Origin of the sequence: Micromonospora citrea (assembly GCF_049629545.1) — a bacterium.
Lineage (GTDB): Bacteria > Actinomycetota > Actinomycetes > Mycobacteriales > Micromonosporaceae > Micromonospora > Micromonospora citrea_A.
Genome location: NZ_JBNADX010000012.1, coordinates 136,233 through 154,021, shown reverse-complemented (window position 1 = coordinate 154,021; position 17,789 = coordinate 136,233). Strand labels below are relative to the sequence as shown.

The following is a 17,789-nucleotide window of genomic DNA, read 5'->3' as shown; positions in this document are numbered from 1 at the left end:
CCGCTCTTGCGAACGACCCCGGGGGGTCTGCGAGTATGTCCCAATGCCCCAGCAGCAGTCCTCCCCTCTCGCGTTCTTCGATAACGCGAACTCGCAGCCGGATTTCACCGTCGGCCTGCGCGGATACAACACCCACCAGGTCGACGACTTCATCGGCCGGATGACCGCGGCGCTGACCCAGTCGGAGCAGGCCCGGGCCGAGGCCGAGCAGCGGATGAACGACGCCCAGCGTCGCCTCCGCCAGGCCGAGCAGCGCCAGAGCGCGCTCGAGCAGAAGCTCACCGACACCAACAAGCAGCTCGAGGAGAACAGCCGGCCCACCCTCTCCGGCCTGGGCACCCGGGTCGAGCAGATCCTCCGGCTGGCCGAAGAGCAGGCCAACGACCACCGCAACGAGGCCAAGCGGGAGTCGGAGGGCATCCTCTCCGCGGCCCGCCTCGAGGCGCGGGAGATCACCGACAAGGCGCGCGCCGAGGCGGCCGCCATGAAGGCCACCGCCGAGCGGGAGGCGGGCAACGTCCGCACCACCGCCGAGCGCGAGGCCGCCGAGGTGCGGGTGCAGGCCCGCCGCGAGGCCGACACGCTGCGCGCCGACGCCGAGCGGGAGACCAAGCAGCTGCGCACGGTCACCGCCCACGAGGTGGCCGAGCTGAAGTCCACCGTCGAGCGTGAGGTCGCCACCCTGCGGGCCACGGCCGAGCGGGAGATCACCCAGCAGCGGGCCAAGGCCGCCCGCGAGGCCGAGGAGAAGCGGGCCGAGGCGACCAAGCTGCTCACCGACGCCCGGGACAAGCGGGACAAGGACCTCCAGGCCCTGGAGCTCCAGCTCGCCGAGCGGCGCGAGAAGGCCGAGCGCGAGGAGTCGGAGCGGCACGCCGCCCAGGTCGCACAGACCCAGAAGCTCGTCGGCGAGGCCGAGCAGCGCGCCCACGCCGCTCAGGAGCGGGCCAAGGAGATCGAGCAGCGGGCCGAGGCCCGCCGGGTCGAGTCCGAGCGCACCGCCGCCGAGACGGTCGAGAAGGCCAAGGCACTGGCCGAGAAGACGCTGAGCGAGGCCAAGGCCGAGGCGAAGCGGCTGCTCACCGAGGCGCGCACCGAGGCGGAGCTGACCACCCAGGCCGCCCGCCGCGAGGTCGAGGACCTCACCCGCCAGAAGGACGCCGTCACCTCCCAGCTCGGGCAGATGCTCTCCGGCCTGGCCGGCATCGTGCCGGGCGTGCCGGCGCAGCAGCAGGCCGCCGCTCCGGCCAAGTCGGAGCCGGCCAAGGCCGACGCCGAGCAGCGGGCGACCGCGGAGACCGCCAGCTGACCCACCGCACGTCGGGGCATGAGTGACACGGCGCGGGGTGCCATCGGGTGACCGGTGGTACCCCGCGCCGTATGCGTTCGCCCACCCTCTGAGATCGGCGTGCCGGAACCAGTGAAGTAGGTCCCAACAGGGGCGTCCGTATCGCCCCAGGAGGGCCGGATGCGTGTGAGGATGGGGGCATGTCGCACGGCGAGGAACTGTTCGCTCTCGGCGGGGACGTGACCACGGAGCCCAGCTTCGAGTCCGCCCTGCGGGGGTACGAGAAACGACAGGTCGACCGGTACGTCGCTCGTGCGGAGCACGAGATCGCCACCCTGACGGCCGAGCGGGAGCAGGCGTACACCCAGATCCACAAGCTGGCCGGTCAGGTCGAGCACCTCCAGCGCGACCTGGCCCAGGTGCGCAAACAGGCCGCCGTGGTGGACCGGGCCTCCTTCAAGCACCTCGGGCCCCGGGTCGAACAGATCCTCGCCCTCGCCGAGGAGCAGGCCGACGCCATCCTCGCCGCCGCGAACGAGGAGATCGACGCCCGCCGCGCCGCCGCCGAACACATCATCGACGAGGCCCGGGAACAGGCCGCCCGAGCGCTGAAGGACTTCGAGATCGCGCTCGCCGCACGGCGCGCCGAGGAGGAGCGGCACACCGCCGCCCGCAAGGCCGAGGCGGACGCCGCCGTGAAGTCCGCCAAGGAGGACGCGGCCCGGCTGCGGGCGACCGCCCAGGACGAGTCCACCCGGCTGCGTACCGCCGCCCAGGAGGCGCTGAGCAAGGCCCAGCAGGAGGCCACCCAACTGCGGGACACCGCCAAGGAGATCCACGGCCGGGCCCAGCAGGAGGCCACCAAGCTGCGGGAGACGGCGAAGGAGGCCCTGGCCCGGGCGCAGCAGGAGGCCACCCAGCTCCGCGAGGCGGCCAAGGAGGTGCACGCCAAGGCCCAGCAGGAGGCCAAGCGGCTCACCGAGTCCGCGGCCGAGGCGGGGCGGGCCACCCACGCCAAGGCCCTCCAGGAGGCCAAGAAGATCGTCGACGACGCCGAGGAGGCGGCGAAGGGCGCCCGGGGCCGGGCCCGGCAGGAGGCGCACCGGCTCACCACCGAGGCGGCCGAGGCGGCCAGGCGCAGCCGCGCCGAGACCGAGGCGTACGTGCAGCGGATGCGGACCGAGACCGAGGCGTACGTGCAGCAGACCCGGGCCCAGACGCAGCAGGAGCTGGGTGCCTGGCGGGCCGGCGTCGAGAAGGAGGTCAACGGCCGGCGGGAGGCCGCCGACCGGGAGCTGGCCCAGCGCCGCGCCACCGCCGAGAAGGAGTACGCCAAGCGCCGCGACGAGCTGGAGAAGCAGGTCAAGTCCAAGCAGGACGAGCTGGCGCAGCAGCACCGGACGCGGCACGACGAGCTGGAACGGGAGTGGACGGCGCGGCGGGACGAGATCGAGCGGGGCGCCGCCGAGGTCCGCCGGGCCGCCGAGACCGACGCGCTGACCATGCGCCGGCGGGCCGAGGAGGAGGCCACCGAGCTGCTCCAGCAGGCCGAGCAGGAGGCCGCCGACAAGCGCCGCAAGGCCGACGAGCACGTCGCCGCCTCCCGTCGGCAGTTCGAGGAGTACGCGGCCACCACCCAGCAGCACCTGGCCACCACCCAGCAGCACCTCGCCGCGACGCAGCAGGAGGCGGCGGCCAGCCGCCAGCAGCTCGCCCAGGTGATGCTGGAGATCGCCCAGGCCCAGCAGCAGCTCGCCGACCTGCGGCAGGAGACCTGGCAGGCGCGGCAGGAGTCCGACGAGCTCCAGCGACAGATCACCGAGCTGAAACTGCGCAGGATGGCCCCCGTCGGGCTCGACGGCGGGTCGCCGGACGGCGCCCGACCGGCGCGTACGGCGGACGGTGGACGCCCGACGGCGGACGTGGACGGGGACGCCCCGACGAACGGCGCGAAGCCGAAGGCGGGGGTGACCACCGCCGCGGACGGTGCGCAGCCGTCGGCCGAACCGGTGGCGGGCGGCGCGTTGAAGGCCGAGCCGGTCGGCGGGGACACCACCGCGGCCAACGGCGCCAAACCGAAGGCGGAGCCGGTGACCACCGTCGACGGCGGGACCGCCAGCGCCGGGGTCGACGGCGAACCGACGGTCGCGGCGGTGCCGGGCACCGGGGGCCGGGGGGCCACCCCCACGAAGATCACCAGCACCGGGGAGAGCGGCAAGCGGCCGACGAAGCCGACCACCGACGAGCGCAGCGCCAAACCCAGCACGGTCACCGTCGAGTCGGAGTGACGTCCTGAGGGGACCCGGCCAGCACGGTGCGTGACGTAGGGGACCCGGCCAGCACGGTGCGTGACGGCGGGTGGCCCGGTGCGCCGGACGCCACTACCCTGCCGGGCAGGGCCTGCTGGCAGGGGCCCGCAGCGGCAGCCTCCGGCCACGTGCCGGAGCGGCACCCGGGGAGGTCCGGTGGAACAGGACGGGCCGGCGCGCGACGGCGACGACACCTCCGGCGGGCACGCCGGGCGGGATCCCACACCCGAGACCGGTGACGCGGACCCCACCGACTTCGAGGCGGCCGGTCCGGTGGCGAACGGCTCGGGCCGCTTCGGCCGGCCCGGGCGACCGCTGCGCCGCAGCAGCTTCCTGGTCGGCTTCACCGGGGCGCTCGGTGTGCTGCTGGCGTACACGGTGTGGCTGGGTGTCCGCAACGCCGGCGGCATCCTCGTCCTGGTGGTGATCGCGCTCTTCCTCGCGGTGGGGCTCAACCCGGCGGTGGTCCGGCTGCGCTCCTGGGGGCTGCCGCACGGGCTCGCCGTCGCGACGGTCGTGCTCGTCCTGCTCCTGCTGATCACCGCCGGCCTGGTGGCGCTGGTCCCACCGGTGATCACCCAGAGCGGCGAGTTCCTCACCCAACTGCCCAGCTACGTCGAGGAGCTGCGCCGCAACCGCGCGGTCAACGACCTGGTGGAGCGGTACGACGTGATGGAGCGGGTCCAGGCCGCGGCGAACGCCGACACCATCGGCCGGGCCCTCGGCGGGGTGCTCGGCGGGGCGCAACTGATCTTCGGCACCCTGTTCCGGGCGCTGACCGTGCTGGTGCTGACCATCTACTTCCTGGCCTACTTCGACCGGCTGCGGGACCTCGGCTACGCGCTGGTCCCCCGCTCCCGGCGGCAGCGGGCCAGCCTGATCGGTGACGAGATCCTGGCCAAGGTCGGCGCGTACATGGTCGGGGCGTTGAGCATCGCGGTGCTGGCCGGCGCGACCACCTTCACCTTCGCGCTGATCATCGGGTTGCCGTACCCGTTCGCGCTGGCGGTGGTGGTGGCGGTGACCGACCTGATCCCGCAGATCGGGGCCACCCTCGGCGCGGTGGTCGTGAGCCTGGTCGCGTTCGCCACCGGGCTGCCCGAGGGGATCGCGGCGCTGGTCTTCTTCGTGCTCTACCAGCAGGTGGAGAACTACCTCATCTACCCGAAGATCATGCGGCGGTCGGTGCAGGTCAACGAGGTGGCCGCACTGCTCGCCGCGCTGCTCGGGGTGGCCCTGATGGGGGTGGTCGGCGCGCTGATCGCGATCCCGACGGTGGCCGCCGGGCAGCTCATCCTGCGCGAGGTGGTGCTGCCCCGGCAGGAGCGGCGCTGACGCCGGCGGGGTCAGTCGCGCTGCGGTCCGGGCACCGGGGTGTCGGCGAAGGAGGCCACGGTACGGTCGGCGTACGCGCTGACGTCGCCGGTCTCCACCGGGCCGTCCCAGGTGGTCGGCAGCGGCAGCGGCGCCGCCGGGTCGACCCGGCGGACGATCTCGTCGAGCACCGTCTCGGCGTCGCCCACCCAGAGGTGCTTCGCGCCGGGCACCCCGACCACCTCGGCCTGCGGCACCACGGCGAAGCGCTCCTTCGCCTCGGCCGGACGCAGGTAGTCGTCGAACTCCGGCACCAGCGCGGTGAGCGGCGTGCCCCGCTCGGCCCAGACGGCCAGGTCCTCGGGCGTGGAGAAACGCAGTGGCGGGGAGAGCAGGATCGCCCCGGCCACCGCCGGGTCGCAGCCGTACTTCAGCGCCAGGTCGGTGCCGAACGACCAGCCGACCAGCCAGATGTTCGGCAGCTCGTGGAACTCGGCGTACTCGATGGCGGCGTGCACGTCGAAGCGCTCGCCGACGGCGGCGTCGAAGGCGCCGTCGCTGGTGCCGCGGACGCTGCTGGTGCCCCGGGTGTTGAACCGCAGCACCGCCAGGTCGGCCAGGGCGGGCAGCCGCCAGGCGGCCTTGCGGAAGACGTGGCTGTCCATCATCCCGCCGTGGGTGGGCAGCGGGTGCAGGCAGACCAGGGTGCCCACCGGCTCCCGGTCGACCGGCCGGGCCAGCTCACCGACCAGCCGCAGGCCGTCGGCGGTGTGCAGCTCGATGTCCTCCCGGTGGCCGGGGAGGATCGACGACGCGCGGATCGGTGTGCTCACCGCTCAAGTCTGGCGCGAACTCGCCGCCGCCGCCCGCCCGGGCGGAAACAGCGTGATCCAGATCGCTCAGCCGTACCTCGGGGCGCTGCGGCCGCGCTGGAGGTTCGGGGTGCGCCGGTCCCGGGCCCGCCAGCAGCCGCTGTGCCAGTGCCGCCGGTCGGTGAGGTCGCCCGCCCCGTCCGCCGGCCAGGCCACCAGGTGCGCCACCCCGGGCCGGATCTCCTGGTCGCACCCCGGGCAGCGGTACGTCTTGGTGGACGCGCCGCCGCTGATCCCGCGTACCTGCCAGTCGCCGTCGCGCCACTGCTGGACCGTGGGCACGCCCTGGCGTACCCGGTCGGAGTCCAGGTGGGCGGCGTCGTCCCGGCGGGGACGGTTGCGACGGGGGCTCACATCGTCAAGATTACGGTCAGTTCCAGGTCGACGGCCTGGTGAGGTCGTCGGCGAACCGTGCCCCGCCGAGCACGACGGTCGCGTCCGCCTCGGTGAACCCCCGGTACGGCCGACCGAAGCGGGCGGTGACGTACGCCTGGTGGACGCCGAGCAGTTCCAGCTCCCCGCCCTGCGGGGGGACGTAGCCGGCCCGGTCACCGATCGTCCGGTTCCCCACGGTACGGCCACCCGGGAACTCGCTGCCGTACTCCAGCCGGACGTCGAGGCGCTGGTCGCCGGGGCGGGTGACGGTGAGGAGCACGTCCAGCGAGTGCGGGAAGCCGATCACACTGACCTCGCAGCCGGCCAGCGAGGCGTCCGGCGGCAGGGTGGTCAACCGCAGCGGCGTCGCACACCGGTGCACCTCGTCCAGCCGCAGCGCCGCGACCGCCTCGCGCAGGCCGCCGTCGTCGTCGTCGACGGTGTGCACCCGGACGAAGAGGCCCGGGACCGGCTGCCAGCGCAGGAACCAGCCCGGCTGCCCGCCCGGCCCGGGCGACGGCACCCGCTGCACCCGCCCGTCGAAACCGGCGGCGGTGGCCGGCGTGTCCGGGTAGGTCATCCCCTGGTGCACCGACCGCTCCACGGCGGCGACGTCGGTGGACAGGTCGACCGCGACGATCCGGCCACCGCCCAGGTCGAGCCGGCCGCCCTCGACGCCCCCGCCGGTACGCCAGGTCAGCAGCCGGGCCCGCGCCGGGTCCACGCCGAAGTGCAGGAGGTGCGGATCGGTGCCGACCAGGGTCGGTTCGGCGAGTGCCCCCGGTACGCCGAGGACGGGCGGCGGCGCCGGCGTGGCAGCCGTCCACGCCGGCCGGCTCGGCAGTACGTCCAGGTGGGTGCCGAGGACGCCGAGGACGCCGACCAGCGCCAGGGCGGTCGCGGTGACGGCCCGGCGGCGTAGTCGGCGGCGGCGGCCCCGGGCCAGGGAGTCCCGCAGCAGCCGGTGGCTGTCGACCTCTCCCTCGGCGTGTGCCCGCAGCGTGCTGGTGATCCGCTCGTCGAGGTCGGTCACGGCCGGCTCCCGTTCGTCGCCGGGGCGGCGAAGCGCCCCCGGAGGTGGGTGAGCGCCCGCATGGCGTGGGTGCGGACGGTGACCGGCGAGCAGTCCAGGATCTGGGCGATGGTCGCGTCGTCGAGGTCCTCGTAGTACCGCAGCACCAGCACCGCGCGCTGCCGGTCGGGCAGGGCGCGGATCAGCCGCCACATCTCGTCCCGGTCGGCCGCCTCGCCGCCGAGGTCGCCGCGACCGGCCCGCTCGGCGAACTCCGGCACGGTCAGCTCACGGCTCGACCGGCGACGCCACCAGGAGGTGTTGGCGTTGACCAGCATCCGCCGCACGTACACGTCGGGACGGTCGGCCCGGGCGATCTTCCGCCAGTGCAGGTACGCGCGGGCCAGCACGTCCTGGGTGAGGTCCTCGGCGCGGTGCTCGTCACCGGTCAGCAGCCGGGCCAGCCGGACGAGGGCCGGCCCGCGGCTGCTGACGTACTCCTCGAAGGTCACACCCTCAAGACGCCGTCACCGGCGCCCGGTGTTGACCGGAGTCAGCGGCGGGTGTGGTCGCGGAAACCGCGACCGGTCTTGCGGCCCAGGTAGCCGGCGGTGACCAGGTGCTCCAGCAGCGGCGCGGGCGCGAAGCCCGGCTCGCGCAGCTCCAGGTACAGCTCGCGCTGGATGGCCAGCGAGACGTCCAGGCCGACCACGTCGAGCAGCTCGAACGGACCCATCGGGTAGCCGCAGCCGAGCTTCATCGCGTGGTCGATGTCGTCGGCGGTGGAGTAGCTCGCCTCCAGCATCTTCACCGCGTCGTTCAGGTACGGGAAGAGCAGCGCGTTGACGATGAAGCCGGAGCGGTCGCCGCAGACCACGCCGGTCTTGCCGAGCGCCGCGCAGACCGCCTTGGCGGTGGCGGTGGTCTCGGCCGAGGTGCGGATGGTCTGCACCACCTCGACCAGCGGCATGATCGGCGCCGGGTTGAAGAAGTGCAGACCCACCACATCGGCCGGACGCTGGGTGGCCATCGCCACGTCGATCACCGGCAGCGAGGAGGTGGTGGTGGCGAGCACGACGCCCGGCTTGCAGATCTCGTCGAGGCTGGCGAAGAGCGCCTTCTTGACACTCAGCTCCTCGACCACCGCCTCGACCACCAGGTCGACGTCGGCCAGGTGCTCCAGCGTCGCGGACCAGTTGATCCGGCCCAGCGCGGCGTCCCGGTCGGCCTCGCTGAGCTTGCCGCGTACCACGCCCTTGTTGAGCGAGGTCTTGACGGACTCGAAGACCTTGGCGGACTTCTCCGCGCCCCGGGTCACCGAGACGACCTCGTAGCCGGCCTTGGCGAAGACCTCGATGATGCCGGTGGCCATCGTGCCGGAGCCGACCACGCCGACCTTCATGATGCCGCGCGCGCCGTCGGCGAGCGCCGACTCCGTGGCCACGGGCGTCTGCTCGTCGGGTACGACCACCGGGGAGCCGGGCCGCTCGTAGGTGTAGAAGCCGCGGCCGGACTTGCGGCCGAGCAGACCCGCGGTGACCATCTGCTTGATCAGCGGCACCGGGGCGTGCCGGCGGTCCCGCCCGCCGCGCCGGTACATGGTGTCCAGGATCTCGTACGCGGTGTCGAGACCGATCAGGTCCATCAGGGCGAGCGGACCCATCGGCAGGCCGCAGCCGAGCTTCATCGCGGCGTCGATGTCCTCGCGGCTGGCGTAGTGCGACTCGAACATGCCGACGGCGTGGTTGAGGTAGCCGAAGAGCAGGGCGTTGGCGATGAAGCCGGCCCGGTCGCTGATGGTGACGTCGACCTTGCCGAGCCGCTTGCAGAGCGCCTCGACGTCGGCGACCACGTCGGCGGAGGTGACCACGGTGCGGACCACCTCGACCAGCTTCATCACCGGAGCCGGGTTGAAGAAGTGGATGCCGATCACCTGGTTGGGCCGGGTGGTGGCGACCGAGATCTCGGTGACGCTCAGCGAGGAGGTGTTGGTGGCCAGGATGGCCTCGGGCTTGCAGACCCGGTCCAGCTCGGCGAAGATCCGCTGCTTGAGGTCCAGGTGCTCGGGGACGGCCTCGATGACCAGGTCGACCGAGTGCAGGGCGTCCAGCCCGACCTGGAAGTCGACCCGGGACAGCAGGGCGTCCCGGTCGGCCTCGGCGAGCTTGCCCTTGGCGACCGCCCGGTCGGTGGAGCCGGTCAGGGTGGCCCGGCCGCGCTGCAGGGCGGTCTCGGAGATCTCCACCGCGACGACGTCGACGCCGTTGCGGGCGAACACCTCGACGATGCCGGCACCCATGGTGCCCAGACCCACCACACCCACACTGGTGAACTCGCGCGCCACGTCCGGCCTCCCCAGGATCGACTCCGCCGCCATCGACATGAACGGCCGCTAAGGTTATGCGCCGGAGTCTGCCACGTGACGCTACGTTGTCGAGACGCCGTGGGATATTTCACGCAGTGGCTCAGTTCGTGATCGGCACCCCGGCCAGCGCCAGCAGTTCCGCCACGAACTCCGCCGGCCGTTCCAGGTGCGGGCTGTGCCCGCAGCCGGGGAGCACCACCTCCCGGTACGAGCCTCCGGCGGCGGCGTAGCGCTCCAGCACCGCCCGGGTCTGCCCGACCATCGGCTGCGGCGGGCACGCCCGCTCACCCGGCCAGCCCGGCACCATCCCGAGCGACCCCAGGTACGCCAGGTCGAACAGGGAGGTGTCGGAGACGATCACGTCGGCGTCGCCGCGTACCCAGATGACCGGCGGTTTGTCTCCGACGGCGACCAGCTCGTCGGCGACCCGGAAGCGGGCGAGGGCGTTGAACACGCCCCGCTCCCCCGGCGCCGTGCCCGGCCAGTGCGGGGACGTCGTCCCGGTGCCCGGATAGTTGTCGTCGCCGACCACGGTGCTCAGGACGCTGTCCAGCAGCAGCTCCTCGTCGTCGCCGAGGCTGGCCGGGTCGGCGACGTAGGCGGTCCGCAGCACGGTGCGCGGGCTGGTCGGGCCGTCGACGCTCCGGTCCTTCGCGGCGAGCCGGGCCACGAACCCGGGGTTGGCCGTGCCCCCACCGGTGCCGGCGAGGTCCGGGGTGGTCGGGGTGCCGTCGAGATCCCGGGTGCCACCGAAGCCGTACGGGGAGACGGGGGCCTCCAACAGCAGGCCCGCCACCTGATCGGGTCGGTCCACCAGCAGTCGCATCGCCACGCCCCCGCCGAGGGAGTGCCCGACCACCACCGGTCGCGCGCCGGGCGGGTAGAGCCCCGGGACGTCGAGCAGGGCGGCCACGTCGTCGGCGAAGTCGGCCAGCCCCCGGGTCCCGTCCAGCGGGGCGGGCTCGGTGTCGCCGTACCCGCGCAGGTCCGGCGCGACCACCCGGAGCATCGGCGGCAGCCGGCGGATCAGCGGCTCCCAGAAGGCGGACGAGGAGACGTTGCCGTGCACCAGCAGCACCGGCACGCCGTCCGACGGGCCGGCGACCCGGACCCGCTGGGTGATGCCGTTGGCCGCCACGGTCCGCTGCTCGGTCTCCATCCGCGGCATGCTGCCACGGCCGGTGACCCCGGTCCATGGTCCGGCCGACCATCATCCGCCCGCCGGAGGTGGGGACCACCCCCGGCTCGGCCCGGGCAGCCGCCGGTACGCCGGCTCAGCCGGGGCGTGTCAGCGAGTCAGGCGGGGCCGTCGCCCCGGCCGACCGAGGCCACCGGCAGCGGCACGGTCGGGCGGTGGCTGCGCCGTGCGTCGCCGCCGCCCCCGCCGAGGAAGCGCAGCCCCACCGGGTCGGTGGTGGCCAGCCCCGGGTCTAAGAAGCGCAGTTCGGTACGGCCGAGCCGGATGACGTCGCCGTCGGCGAGCGGCTCGGCGCCGGTGATCCGCCGGTCGTTGAGCCAGGTCCCGTTGGTCGACCCCAGGTCGACCAGGAGCGCCCCGGCGTCGGTCAGTCGCACCTCGGCGTGCCGCCGGCTCAGGTGCGGATCGGGCACCACGATGTCGGCGTCGGGCGTGCGCCCGATCACCTGTGGCCGCGGGCTCAGCCGAAAGCTGGCCCCACGCATCGTGCCCGCCGTCACCGTCATCAACGGCGTCAGTTCCGGATGTTCCTCCATGGACAGTCAGCTCCCCACCCACCGTCACCCCGGCTCAGCCTGCCAGTTGCGCACCACCACCTCACCACCCGGCCGGCCACCTCCGCGACCCCGGCCGGACAACTCACGTTGGCCGATTCGTGACCCGGCCGGCCGACCCGCTCCGGCCCGCCACCGCTTCGGTGCCGGCGTCGGACGCTTCGACGGCCGTCAGCACCCCTACCGGCGAGTAATTCTCAGGTCTAGACTTCCGCCATGACGGCTGTGCATGTCCCCGGCACCCCGGTCATCGACGACGGTCGACTGGTCTCGACGAGCCCGGCGACGGGCGAGGAGGCGGGCCGGTTCCCCGTCGCCACCGTCGACGACGTCGCCCGCGCGGTGGACCTCGCCCGCGCCGCCGCCGACTGGTGGGCCGGGCTCGGCTTCACCGGGCGGCGGGAGCGGCTGCTGCGCTGGCGCGCCCTGCTCGCCCGGCGGATCGAGGAGCTGGCGCAGCTGGTGCACGTCGAGGGCGGCAAGCCGGTCCCCGACGCGATCGTCGAGATCCTCACCGCCATCGAGCACATCGACTGGGCCGCCCGCAACGCCCGCCGCGTGCTGGGGCCGCGCCGGGTCCGCTCCCGGCTGATCCTCGCCGAGTTCACCGGCCACCTCGAATACCAGCCGTACGGCGTGGTCGGCGTGATCGGTCCGTGGAACTATCCGGTCTTCACCCCGATCGGGTCCGCCGCGTACGCCCTCGCGGCCGGCAACACGGTCGTGCTGAAGCCGAGCGAATACACCCCGGCCGTCGGGCAGTGGCTGGTCGACAGCTTCGCCGAAGTGGTCGGGGAACAGCCCGTGCTGACCGCCGTGCACGGTCTCGGCGACGTGGGCGCGGCGCTGTGCCGCTCGGGCGTGGGCAAGCTCGCCTTCACCGGCTCGACCGCCACCGCGAAGAAGGTGATGGCCGCCTGCGCCGAGACGCTGACCCCGGTGCTGCTGGAGGCCGGCGGCAAGGACGCGATGATCGTCGACAGCGACGCCGACCTGGACGCCGCCGCCGAGGCGTGCGTCTGGGGCGCGCTGACCAACGCCGGGCAGACCTGCATCGGCATCGAGCGGGTCTACGCCGTCGACCCGGTCTTCGACGCGTTCGTCGGCAAGGTGGTCGCCAAGGCCGAGCGGCTGACCGTCGGCGCCGAGGGCGCGGACATCGGCCCGATCACCATGCCGAGCCAGCTCGACGTGATCCGCCGGCACATCGACGACGCGGTCGGCGCCGGCGGGCGCGCCGTGCTCGGCGGCCCGGCCGCGGTGCAACCCCCGTACGTGCACCCGACGGTGCTGGTGGACGTTCCCGAGTCCTCGGCGGCCGTCCGGGAGGAGACCTTCGGCCCCACCCTGACCATCAACCGGGTCCGCGACGCCGACGAGGCCGTACGCCGGGCCAACGCCCTGTCGTACGGCCTCGGGGGTTCGGTCTTCGGCCGCAAGCGGGCCGTGGCGATCGCCCGGCGGCTGCGCTCCGGCATGGCCTCGGTCAACTCGGCGCTCACCTTCGCCGGCATGTCCACCCTGCCGTTCGGCGGGGTGGGTGACTCCGGCTTCGGCCGGATCCACGGCGAGGACGGGCTGCGCGAGTTCGGCCGGGCCAAGTCGATCACCCGGCGCCGGGCCCGATCGCTGCTGCCGTCGATGACCTTCGAGCGGACCCCGGGCGACGTCGCCCGCCTGGTCAAGGCCGCCAAGCTGATGTACGGCCGGCGCTGAGCGGGCGGCCGGTCAGAAGAGGGTCAGCTCGTCACGCTCGATGCCGCGCAGCTTGTCGTAGTCGACCACCACGCAGCGGATGCCCCGGTCGGTGGCGAGGACGCGGGCCTGGGGCTTGATCTCCTGCGCGGCGAAGATCCCGGTGACCGGGGCGAGCAGCGGATCGCGGTTCATCAGCTCCAGGTAGCGGGTGAGCTGCTCCACGCCGTCGATCTCGCCGCGCCGCTTCACCTCGACCGCGACCGCGCCGGAGTTGGCGTCCCGGCAGAGCAGGTCGACCGGGCCGATCGCGGTCATGTACTCCCGCCGAACCAGGGTGAAGCCCTCGCCGAGGGTCTCCGGGTTGGCGGCCAGCAGCTCCTGCAGGTGCGCCTCGACGCCGTCCTTGCGCAGCCCCGGATCGACGCCCAGCTCGTACGAGGTGTCCTGGAAGATCTCCTCCAGGGTGATCCGCAGCTCCTCGCCGGCCTTGTTGACCACGCGCCAGACGCCCGGAGCCTCCTCGAGCCGACAGGGCGGGCTCATCCAGTTCAGTGGCTTGTACGCCCGGTCGTCCGCGTGGATCGAGACCGAGCCGTCCGCCTTCACCATCAACAGTCGGGTGGCCGGCGGCAGGTGAGCCGAGAGCCGTCCGACGTAGTCCACCGAGCACTTCGCAATCACCAGCCGCACCCGACGAGGGTAGCCGAGGACCGGCCCGTCGCCAGCGAGCGGCACTGGCGTGCCGGTGCGATGCTGAGACGGTGTTCGAAGTTCTCACCGGCACCGGGCTCGCCGCCTCGGCGGGCCTGAACGCCTACATCCCCCTGCTCACCATGGGGTTGCTCGCCCGGTACACCGATCTGATCGACCTGCCCGGCGGCTGGCAGTGGCTCGGCAACGGCTGGGTCCTGGCAATCCTGGCGGCGTTGTTCGCCGTCGAGGTCGTCGCCGACAAGGTGCCGGTGGTCGACCACGTCAACGACGTCGTGCAGACCGTGGTCCGCCCGACCGCCGGCGGCCTTGCCTTCGGGGCCGGCGCCAGCTCCGAGACGGTGACGGTCAGCGACCCGGACAGCTTCTTCTCGTCGAACCAGTGGGTGCCGGTGGTCACCGGTGTGGTGATCGCGCTCGGCGTGCACCTGCTCAAGTCGGCCGCCCGGCCCGTCGTCAACGCCACCACCGCCGGTTTCGGCGCGCCGGTGGCGAGCACCGCCGAGGACGCGACCAGCGTGGCGATGTCCCTGGTGGCGATCATCCTGCCGGTGCTGGTGCTGGCGTTCCTGCTCGGCCTGGTGGCCTTCCTCTTCTGGTTCCTGCGCCGCCGGGGCGACCGTCGCCGCGAACGCGAGGCGGCCCGCGCCGCCGGCTTCCGCGTCTGACCCACCCGCTCCACAGCTCGGCCACCCCCGTACGCCGCTGGCCGGCACCCCGTTGTGGGGTGCCGGCCAGCATGCGTGTGTGGGTGGGTCAGCTGTTCCAGTGCTCGGCGACGAGGTCGGCGGCCTGCTGCTCCCACTGGGCGTAGTGGTCCGGGTAGGCCGACACCTGCACCGTCTGCGCGGCCTCGGTCAGCGGCATGTCCTGCCAGCCGTCGACCTGCTTGAGACCCTTGAGGAAGGCCAGAGTGGAGTACTCGGGGTCGGTGATCTGCTCCACCGTGCCCCAACCCGAGGAGGGGCGCTGCTGGAACAGGCCCTGCGAGTCGTGGTCGTTGCGGTCACCCAGGTGGCCCAGGTTCTCCAGCTTCGACTCCTGCAACGCCGTCGCGATGGACACCACCGCGGCCCGCTCGTCCATGCCGGCCTTCTTCGTGGCGGCGATGATCGCCTTGACGTTGGCGACCTGCTCGTCGGTCAGGTCGATACGCGACTGCTGGCCCTGCACACCGTGCGGGATCAGCTTGCCCTTGTCCACGGCCGGCTTGTCGGCCTGCACCACACCGGCGGTCGGCACCGGAGCGGCCTGGGCCTCGGTCATCGGGCCGGCGAACACGCCACCGGCGAAAGCCAGACCAGCAATACCCAGAACGCTCTTACGCAGCATCGTGTTCATAGCAGAAGCTCCATTCGGGGGGTCGACACACACACGCCGTAGGGGGACGACAGCACGTGCGGGCACCTCGACAGGCGCTCAAAGGGGGAAAGTCGATGCCCGGCTCCACGCAAACCCCGAGGGGATCGCGGTCACGCCAAGCCGAGAGGCTCGCGACGCCGGGACCATGTGTAACGACCGGCGGGCCACCATCATTCCGGCCCCGCACCCCCCGGCCGGCCCGGCAATCGGGGCCTGGCAGCGGGGCGTGCTGCTGCGGTCGTACACATGATGTAACGACCCCGCCCCCGCCACCATTCCGCCACCACGGTGCCGCCGGTCACCGGACCCACACGCCATTCGGCATGAACCGGACCACAACGCACCACCACGCCATCGCCGAACCGGACACCCCACACCCATACCGCACACCACGCACACTCAGATCGGGCGCAATCGTTGTCGTCCCGGCAGCAACGAACGCACCCGAACCCGCCAACCGCCCACCAGACCGAAGGCGAACACACCCGCCCGCGGCCCGACCACGACGCGGTGTGGCCCGACCGTGACCGGCGCAGGTATCAAACCTGACCGCCCAAGCCGCGCACGGTCGAGCCACACCCCCTGCACCACTCCCCCGCCCCCACCTCGGCGATCTTGCACTTAGGGTTACCTCTATGGACCCTTTGTCCATCTATGCCCCCACCACAACTGCAAGATCGCGGCGGGCGGGGGGCGGGAGGGGGCGGAGGCAGGATCGCGGGCGGGCGGGAGGGGAGGGAGGGGAGGGAGAGGAGGGGAGGGAGGGGTAGCGGAGCGGGGCATACGGGGGTCGTTCGCGGCGGGCGCCGCCACGTCAACGGTCGGGCCACACCGCGACCGACCACAGGACAGCCGACCAGGGTCGTCCATTCGGGGGCCACCCGCACCACCTTCGCGCTGCGATCATCACCCGGTGCACGTGAAGAAGACCCGTATCCCGCTCGTCGCCGCCGCCGTCGCGCTCGTCGCCGTCGTCGCGCTGCTCCTCGCCCCGAATCCCCTACGCGGTCGGATGCAGGCGACCGCCCTCAACCCGACCGGCACCGCCCCGACCGGCACCGCCCCGGCCGGCAGCCCGCCGACCACACCCCCGGCAGCCGTCCCACCGCCCACCGCCACGCCGAGCAGCACCGCCGAGGGCCGGGACCAGGAGCGCGACGACGCCCACGTGCCGGGCGCGACGAAGCCGGGCAGCATGCCGCCGGTCGTCGACCACGGGCCGCGTACGGGCGGGAAGGTGGCGCTCACCTTCGACGCGGACATGACCGACGCGATGCGCCGCCAGCTGCGCGGCCCGAACCCGCCGTCGTACGCCAACCTGGCCATCGTGGAGCTGTTGGAGCGTCAGCGGGTGCCGGCGACCTTCTTCCTCACCGGCAAGTGGGTGCGGGAGTACCCGGCGCTGACCCGGCGACTGGCCGCCAACCCCCGGTTCGAGCTGGCCAACCACACCTACGGGCACGCGGCGTTCACGTCGGACTGCTACCACCTGACGCCGCTGCCCCGGCGCGAGATGACGGCCGACGTGGCGCGCACCTTCGACGTGATCGCCCCGTACGGCGGGCGGCAGACCCGGTACTTCCGCTTCCCGGGGCTCTGTCACGACCGGACGGCGTTGGCCGAGCTGGCGCCGCTCGGGCTGACCGTGGTGGACGGTGACGTGGTCAGCGGCGACCCGTTCGCCCGGTACTGGCAGCCGATCGTGCGGGCGGTCCTGAGCCAGGCCCGGCCCGGCTCGGTGATCATCCTGCACGTGACCGAGGCGAACGCGCCGATGACCGACGAGGCGCTGCCGCACATCCTGGCCGGGCTGGCCGAGCGGGGGCTGGAGCCGGCCCCGCTCTCCGAGGTGCTGGGCGACACCGCCGGGGTTGCGCCCCGGTCCTAGCCTGCGGCCATGACGTACGAGCCGATCATGGCGCCGAAGAGCAGCCGCCGCCCGCTGCGGATCGTCCTGGTCGTCGTCGGCGTCGTGCTGGCGCTCTGCTGTGTCGGCGGCGCGGTCGGCGGCTTCTTCGTCTACGGCGCGGTGAAGGAGACGGTCGGCCCGGTCAGCGAGGCCACGACGACCTACCTGGACGCCGTCCGGTCGGGCGACCACCAGCGGGCGTACGACCAGCTCTGCCGGCAGCGGCGGGAGCAGACGTCGCTGGCGGAGTTCACCCGGCAGCAGGAGGCCCAGCCGCAGGTGGTCGGCTACCGGGTGGGCGGCGTGAACGTCACCAACACCAACGGTCGGGTCCGGGGCAGCGCGACGGTACGGCTGACCACCGAGACCGGCAGCACGAGCACCCAGGTGTTCACCCTGGTCAAGGAGGACGGCGCCTGGCGCGTCTGCGGGTGACGGCGGGCGGAAGCGGCCCGACAAAACCTCCCAAATGCCTACCATGGGGGCAGAACCGAGAGGGAGGGTCGTCATGACCGCCGCGATGGAGATGCCCCGCGTCCAGGAATGCGCTGCCGCGTCCTGCGCCTACAACCACACCAACGACTGCCACGCGTTCGCCATCACGATCGGCAGCAGCGACCACGCGCACTGCCACACGTTCATCGAGATGCCGGTGCGGGGCGGGATCGGGCAGGCGATCGCCCAGGTCGGCGCCTGCCAGCGGGCCGACTGCCGGCACAACGCGGAACTGGAGTGCCACGCGCCGGCGATCAGCGTCGGCGGGTCCATGGACATGGCCGACTGCATGACGTACCAGAGCCGCTGAGACGGTCGGGTCGGCAG

General features: G+C 73.0%; 17 protein-coding genes. 8 read left to right on the top strand and 9 right to left on the bottom strand.

Features of this window, described 5'->3' with window-relative positions:
* Positions 1–43: 43 nt before the first annotated feature.
* The 3 genes from ACPFP2_RS15595 to ACPFP2_RS15585 all read left to right on the top strand — a co-directional run bounded on the left by ACPFP2_RS15595 (position 44) and on the right by ACPFP2_RS15585 (position 4,932).
* A complete protein-coding gene (locus ACPFP2_RS15595; protein ID WP_424089876.1) occupies positions 44–1,309 on the top strand; it encodes a cell division protein DivIVA in 1,266 nt (421 codons plus the stop codon).
* A 179-nt stretch (positions 1,310–1,488) separates the two neighbouring features.
* Complete coding sequence (locus ACPFP2_RS15590) at positions 1,489–3,576, top strand: hypothetical protein (protein ID WP_424089875.1); 2,088 nt, start codon at positions 1,489–1,491, stop codon at positions 3,574–3,576.
* Positions 3,577–3,870: 294 nt separating this feature from the next.
* Positions 3,871–4,932, top strand: coding sequence for an AI-2E family transporter (locus ACPFP2_RS15585; RefSeq protein WP_424089899.1), 1,062 nt, complete (start codon positions 3,871–3,873; stop codon positions 4,930–4,932).
* A gap of 11 nt (positions 4,933–4,943) precedes the next feature.
* Here the strand turns inward: ACPFP2_RS15585 and ACPFP2_RS15580 are convergent, their stop codons facing one another.
* The 7 genes from ACPFP2_RS15580 to ACPFP2_RS15550 all read right to left on the bottom strand — a co-directional run bounded on the left by ACPFP2_RS15580 (position 4,944) and on the right by ACPFP2_RS15550 (position 11,269).
* Positions 4,944–5,744: an alpha/beta hydrolase gene (locus tag ACPFP2_RS15580; RefSeq protein ID WP_424089874.1), complete on the bottom strand. Its 801-nt coding sequence runs from the start codon at positions 5,742–5,744 to the stop codon at positions 4,944–4,946.
* Positions 5,745–5,810: 66 nt separating this feature from the next.
* Positions 5,811–6,137, bottom strand: a complete 327-nt coding sequence (locus tag ACPFP2_RS15575; protein WP_424089873.1) for a hypothetical protein — start codon at positions 6,135–6,137, stop codon at positions 5,811–5,813.
* 16 nt (positions 6,138–6,153) lie between these two features.
* Complete coding sequence (locus ACPFP2_RS15570) at positions 6,154–7,191, bottom strand: hypothetical protein (RefSeq protein ID WP_424089872.1); 1,038 nt, start codon at positions 7,189–7,191, stop codon at positions 6,154–6,156.
* Complete coding sequence (locus ACPFP2_RS15565) at positions 7,188–7,682, bottom strand: SigE family RNA polymerase sigma factor (protein WP_424089871.1); 495 nt, start codon at positions 7,680–7,682, stop codon at positions 7,188–7,190. The genes ACPFP2_RS15570 and ACPFP2_RS15565 overlap by 4 nt, the downstream gene beginning before the upstream one ends.
* A 41-nt stretch (positions 7,683–7,723) precedes the next feature.
* Positions 7,724–9,514, bottom strand: a complete 1,791-nt coding sequence (locus ACPFP2_RS15560; protein WP_424089898.1) for a 3-hydroxyacyl-CoA dehydrogenase family protein — start codon at positions 9,512–9,514, stop codon at positions 7,724–7,726.
* Positions 9,515–9,635: 121 nt separating this feature from the next.
* A complete protein-coding gene (locus ACPFP2_RS15555; protein ID WP_424089870.1) occupies positions 9,636–10,694 on the bottom strand; it encodes an alpha/beta fold hydrolase in 1,059 nt (352 codons plus the stop codon).
* A 137-nt stretch (positions 10,695–10,831) separates the two neighbouring features.
* The gene (locus tag ACPFP2_RS15550; protein WP_424089869.1) at positions 10,832–11,269 is read right to left on the bottom strand and encodes an FHA domain-containing protein; all 438 of its coding nucleotides are present in this window, start codon (positions 11,267–11,269) and stop codon (positions 10,832–10,834) included.
* Positions 11,270–11,503: 234 nt separating this feature from the next.
* Between ACPFP2_RS15550 and ACPFP2_RS15545 the strand changes: the two genes are divergently transcribed.
* A complete protein-coding gene (locus ACPFP2_RS15545; RefSeq protein ID WP_424089868.1) occupies positions 11,504–13,003 on the top strand; it encodes an aldehyde dehydrogenase family protein in 1,500 nt (499 codons plus the stop codon).
* A 12-nt stretch (positions 13,004–13,015) separates the two neighbouring features.
* Here ACPFP2_RS15545 and nucS read toward each other — a convergent pair whose 3' ends face one another.
* Positions 13,016–13,675 carry an endonuclease NucS gene (nucS, locus tag ACPFP2_RS15540; protein ID WP_424089867.1) on the bottom strand — a complete coding sequence of 220 codons (660 nt, stop codon included), beginning with the start codon at positions 13,673–13,675 and terminating at the stop codon, positions 13,016–13,018.
* 71 nt (positions 13,676–13,746) lie between these two features.
* Between nucS and ACPFP2_RS15535 the strand changes: the two genes are divergently transcribed.
* Positions 13,747–14,364, top strand: a complete 618-nt coding sequence (locus ACPFP2_RS15535; RefSeq protein ID WP_424089866.1) for a DUF4126 domain-containing protein — start codon at positions 13,747–13,749, stop codon at positions 14,362–14,364.
* 88 nt (positions 14,365–14,452) lie between these two features.
* On the opposite strand, the gene ACPFP2_RS15530 is transcribed toward ACPFP2_RS15535, so the two are convergent.
* Positions 14,453–15,037: a hypothetical protein gene (locus ACPFP2_RS15530; RefSeq protein ID WP_424089865.1), complete on the bottom strand. Its 585-nt coding sequence runs from the start codon at positions 15,035–15,037 to the stop codon at positions 14,453–14,455.
* A 934-nt stretch (positions 15,038–15,971) separates the two neighbouring features.
* Between ACPFP2_RS15530 and ACPFP2_RS15525 the strand changes: the two genes are divergently transcribed.
* The 3 genes from ACPFP2_RS15525 to ACPFP2_RS15515 all read left to right on the top strand — a co-directional run bounded on the left by ACPFP2_RS15525 (position 15,972) and on the right by ACPFP2_RS15515 (position 17,772).
* Positions 15,972–16,946 carry a polysaccharide deacetylase family protein gene (locus tag ACPFP2_RS15525; RefSeq protein WP_424089864.1) on the top strand — a complete coding sequence of 325 codons (975 nt, stop codon included), beginning with the start codon at positions 15,972–15,974 and terminating at the stop codon, positions 16,944–16,946.
* Positions 16,947–16,955: 9 nt separating this feature from the next.
* Positions 16,956–17,402, top strand: coding sequence for a hypothetical protein (locus ACPFP2_RS15520; RefSeq protein WP_424089863.1), 447 nt, complete (start codon positions 16,956–16,958; stop codon positions 17,400–17,402).
* 73 nt (positions 17,403–17,475) lie between these two features.
* Positions 17,476–17,772 (top strand): DUF1540 domain-containing protein, encoded by a 297-nt coding sequence (locus tag ACPFP2_RS15515; protein ID WP_424089862.1) that lies wholly within the window; start codon positions 17,476–17,478, stop codon positions 17,770–17,772.
* Positions 17,773–17,789: the final 17 nt, after the last annotated feature.

Coding starts and splice junctions, on each gene's coding strand:
- ACPFP2_RS15595 (WP_424089876.1), top strand. CDS start 44: ATGCCCCAGCAGCAGTCCTCCCCTCTCGCGTTCTTCGATAACGCGAAC.
- ACPFP2_RS15590 (WP_424089875.1), top strand. CDS start 1,489: ATGTCGCACGGCGAGGAACTGTTCGCTCTCGGCGGGGACGTGACCACG.
- ACPFP2_RS15555 (WP_424089870.1), bottom strand. CDS start 10,694: ATGGAGACCGAGCAGCGGACCGTGGCGGCCAACGGCATCACCCAGCGG.
- ACPFP2_RS15550 (WP_424089869.1), bottom strand. CDS start 11,269: ATGGAGGAACATCCGGAACTGACGCCGTTGATGACGGTGACGGCGGGC.
- ACPFP2_RS15545 (WP_424089868.1), top strand. CDS start 11,504: ATGACGGCTGTGCATGTCCCCGGCACCCCGGTCATCGACGACGGTCGA.
- ACPFP2_RS15530 (WP_424089865.1), bottom strand. CDS start 15,037: ATGAACACGATGCTGCGTAAGAGCGTTCTGGGTATTGCTGGTCTGGCT.
- ACPFP2_RS15520 (WP_424089863.1), top strand. CDS start 16,956: ATGACGTACGAGCCGATCATGGCGCCGAAGAGCAGCCGCCGCCCGCTG.
- ACPFP2_RS15515 (WP_424089862.1), top strand. CDS start 17,476: ATGACCGCCGCGATGGAGATGCCCCGCGTCCAGGAATGCGCTGCCGCG.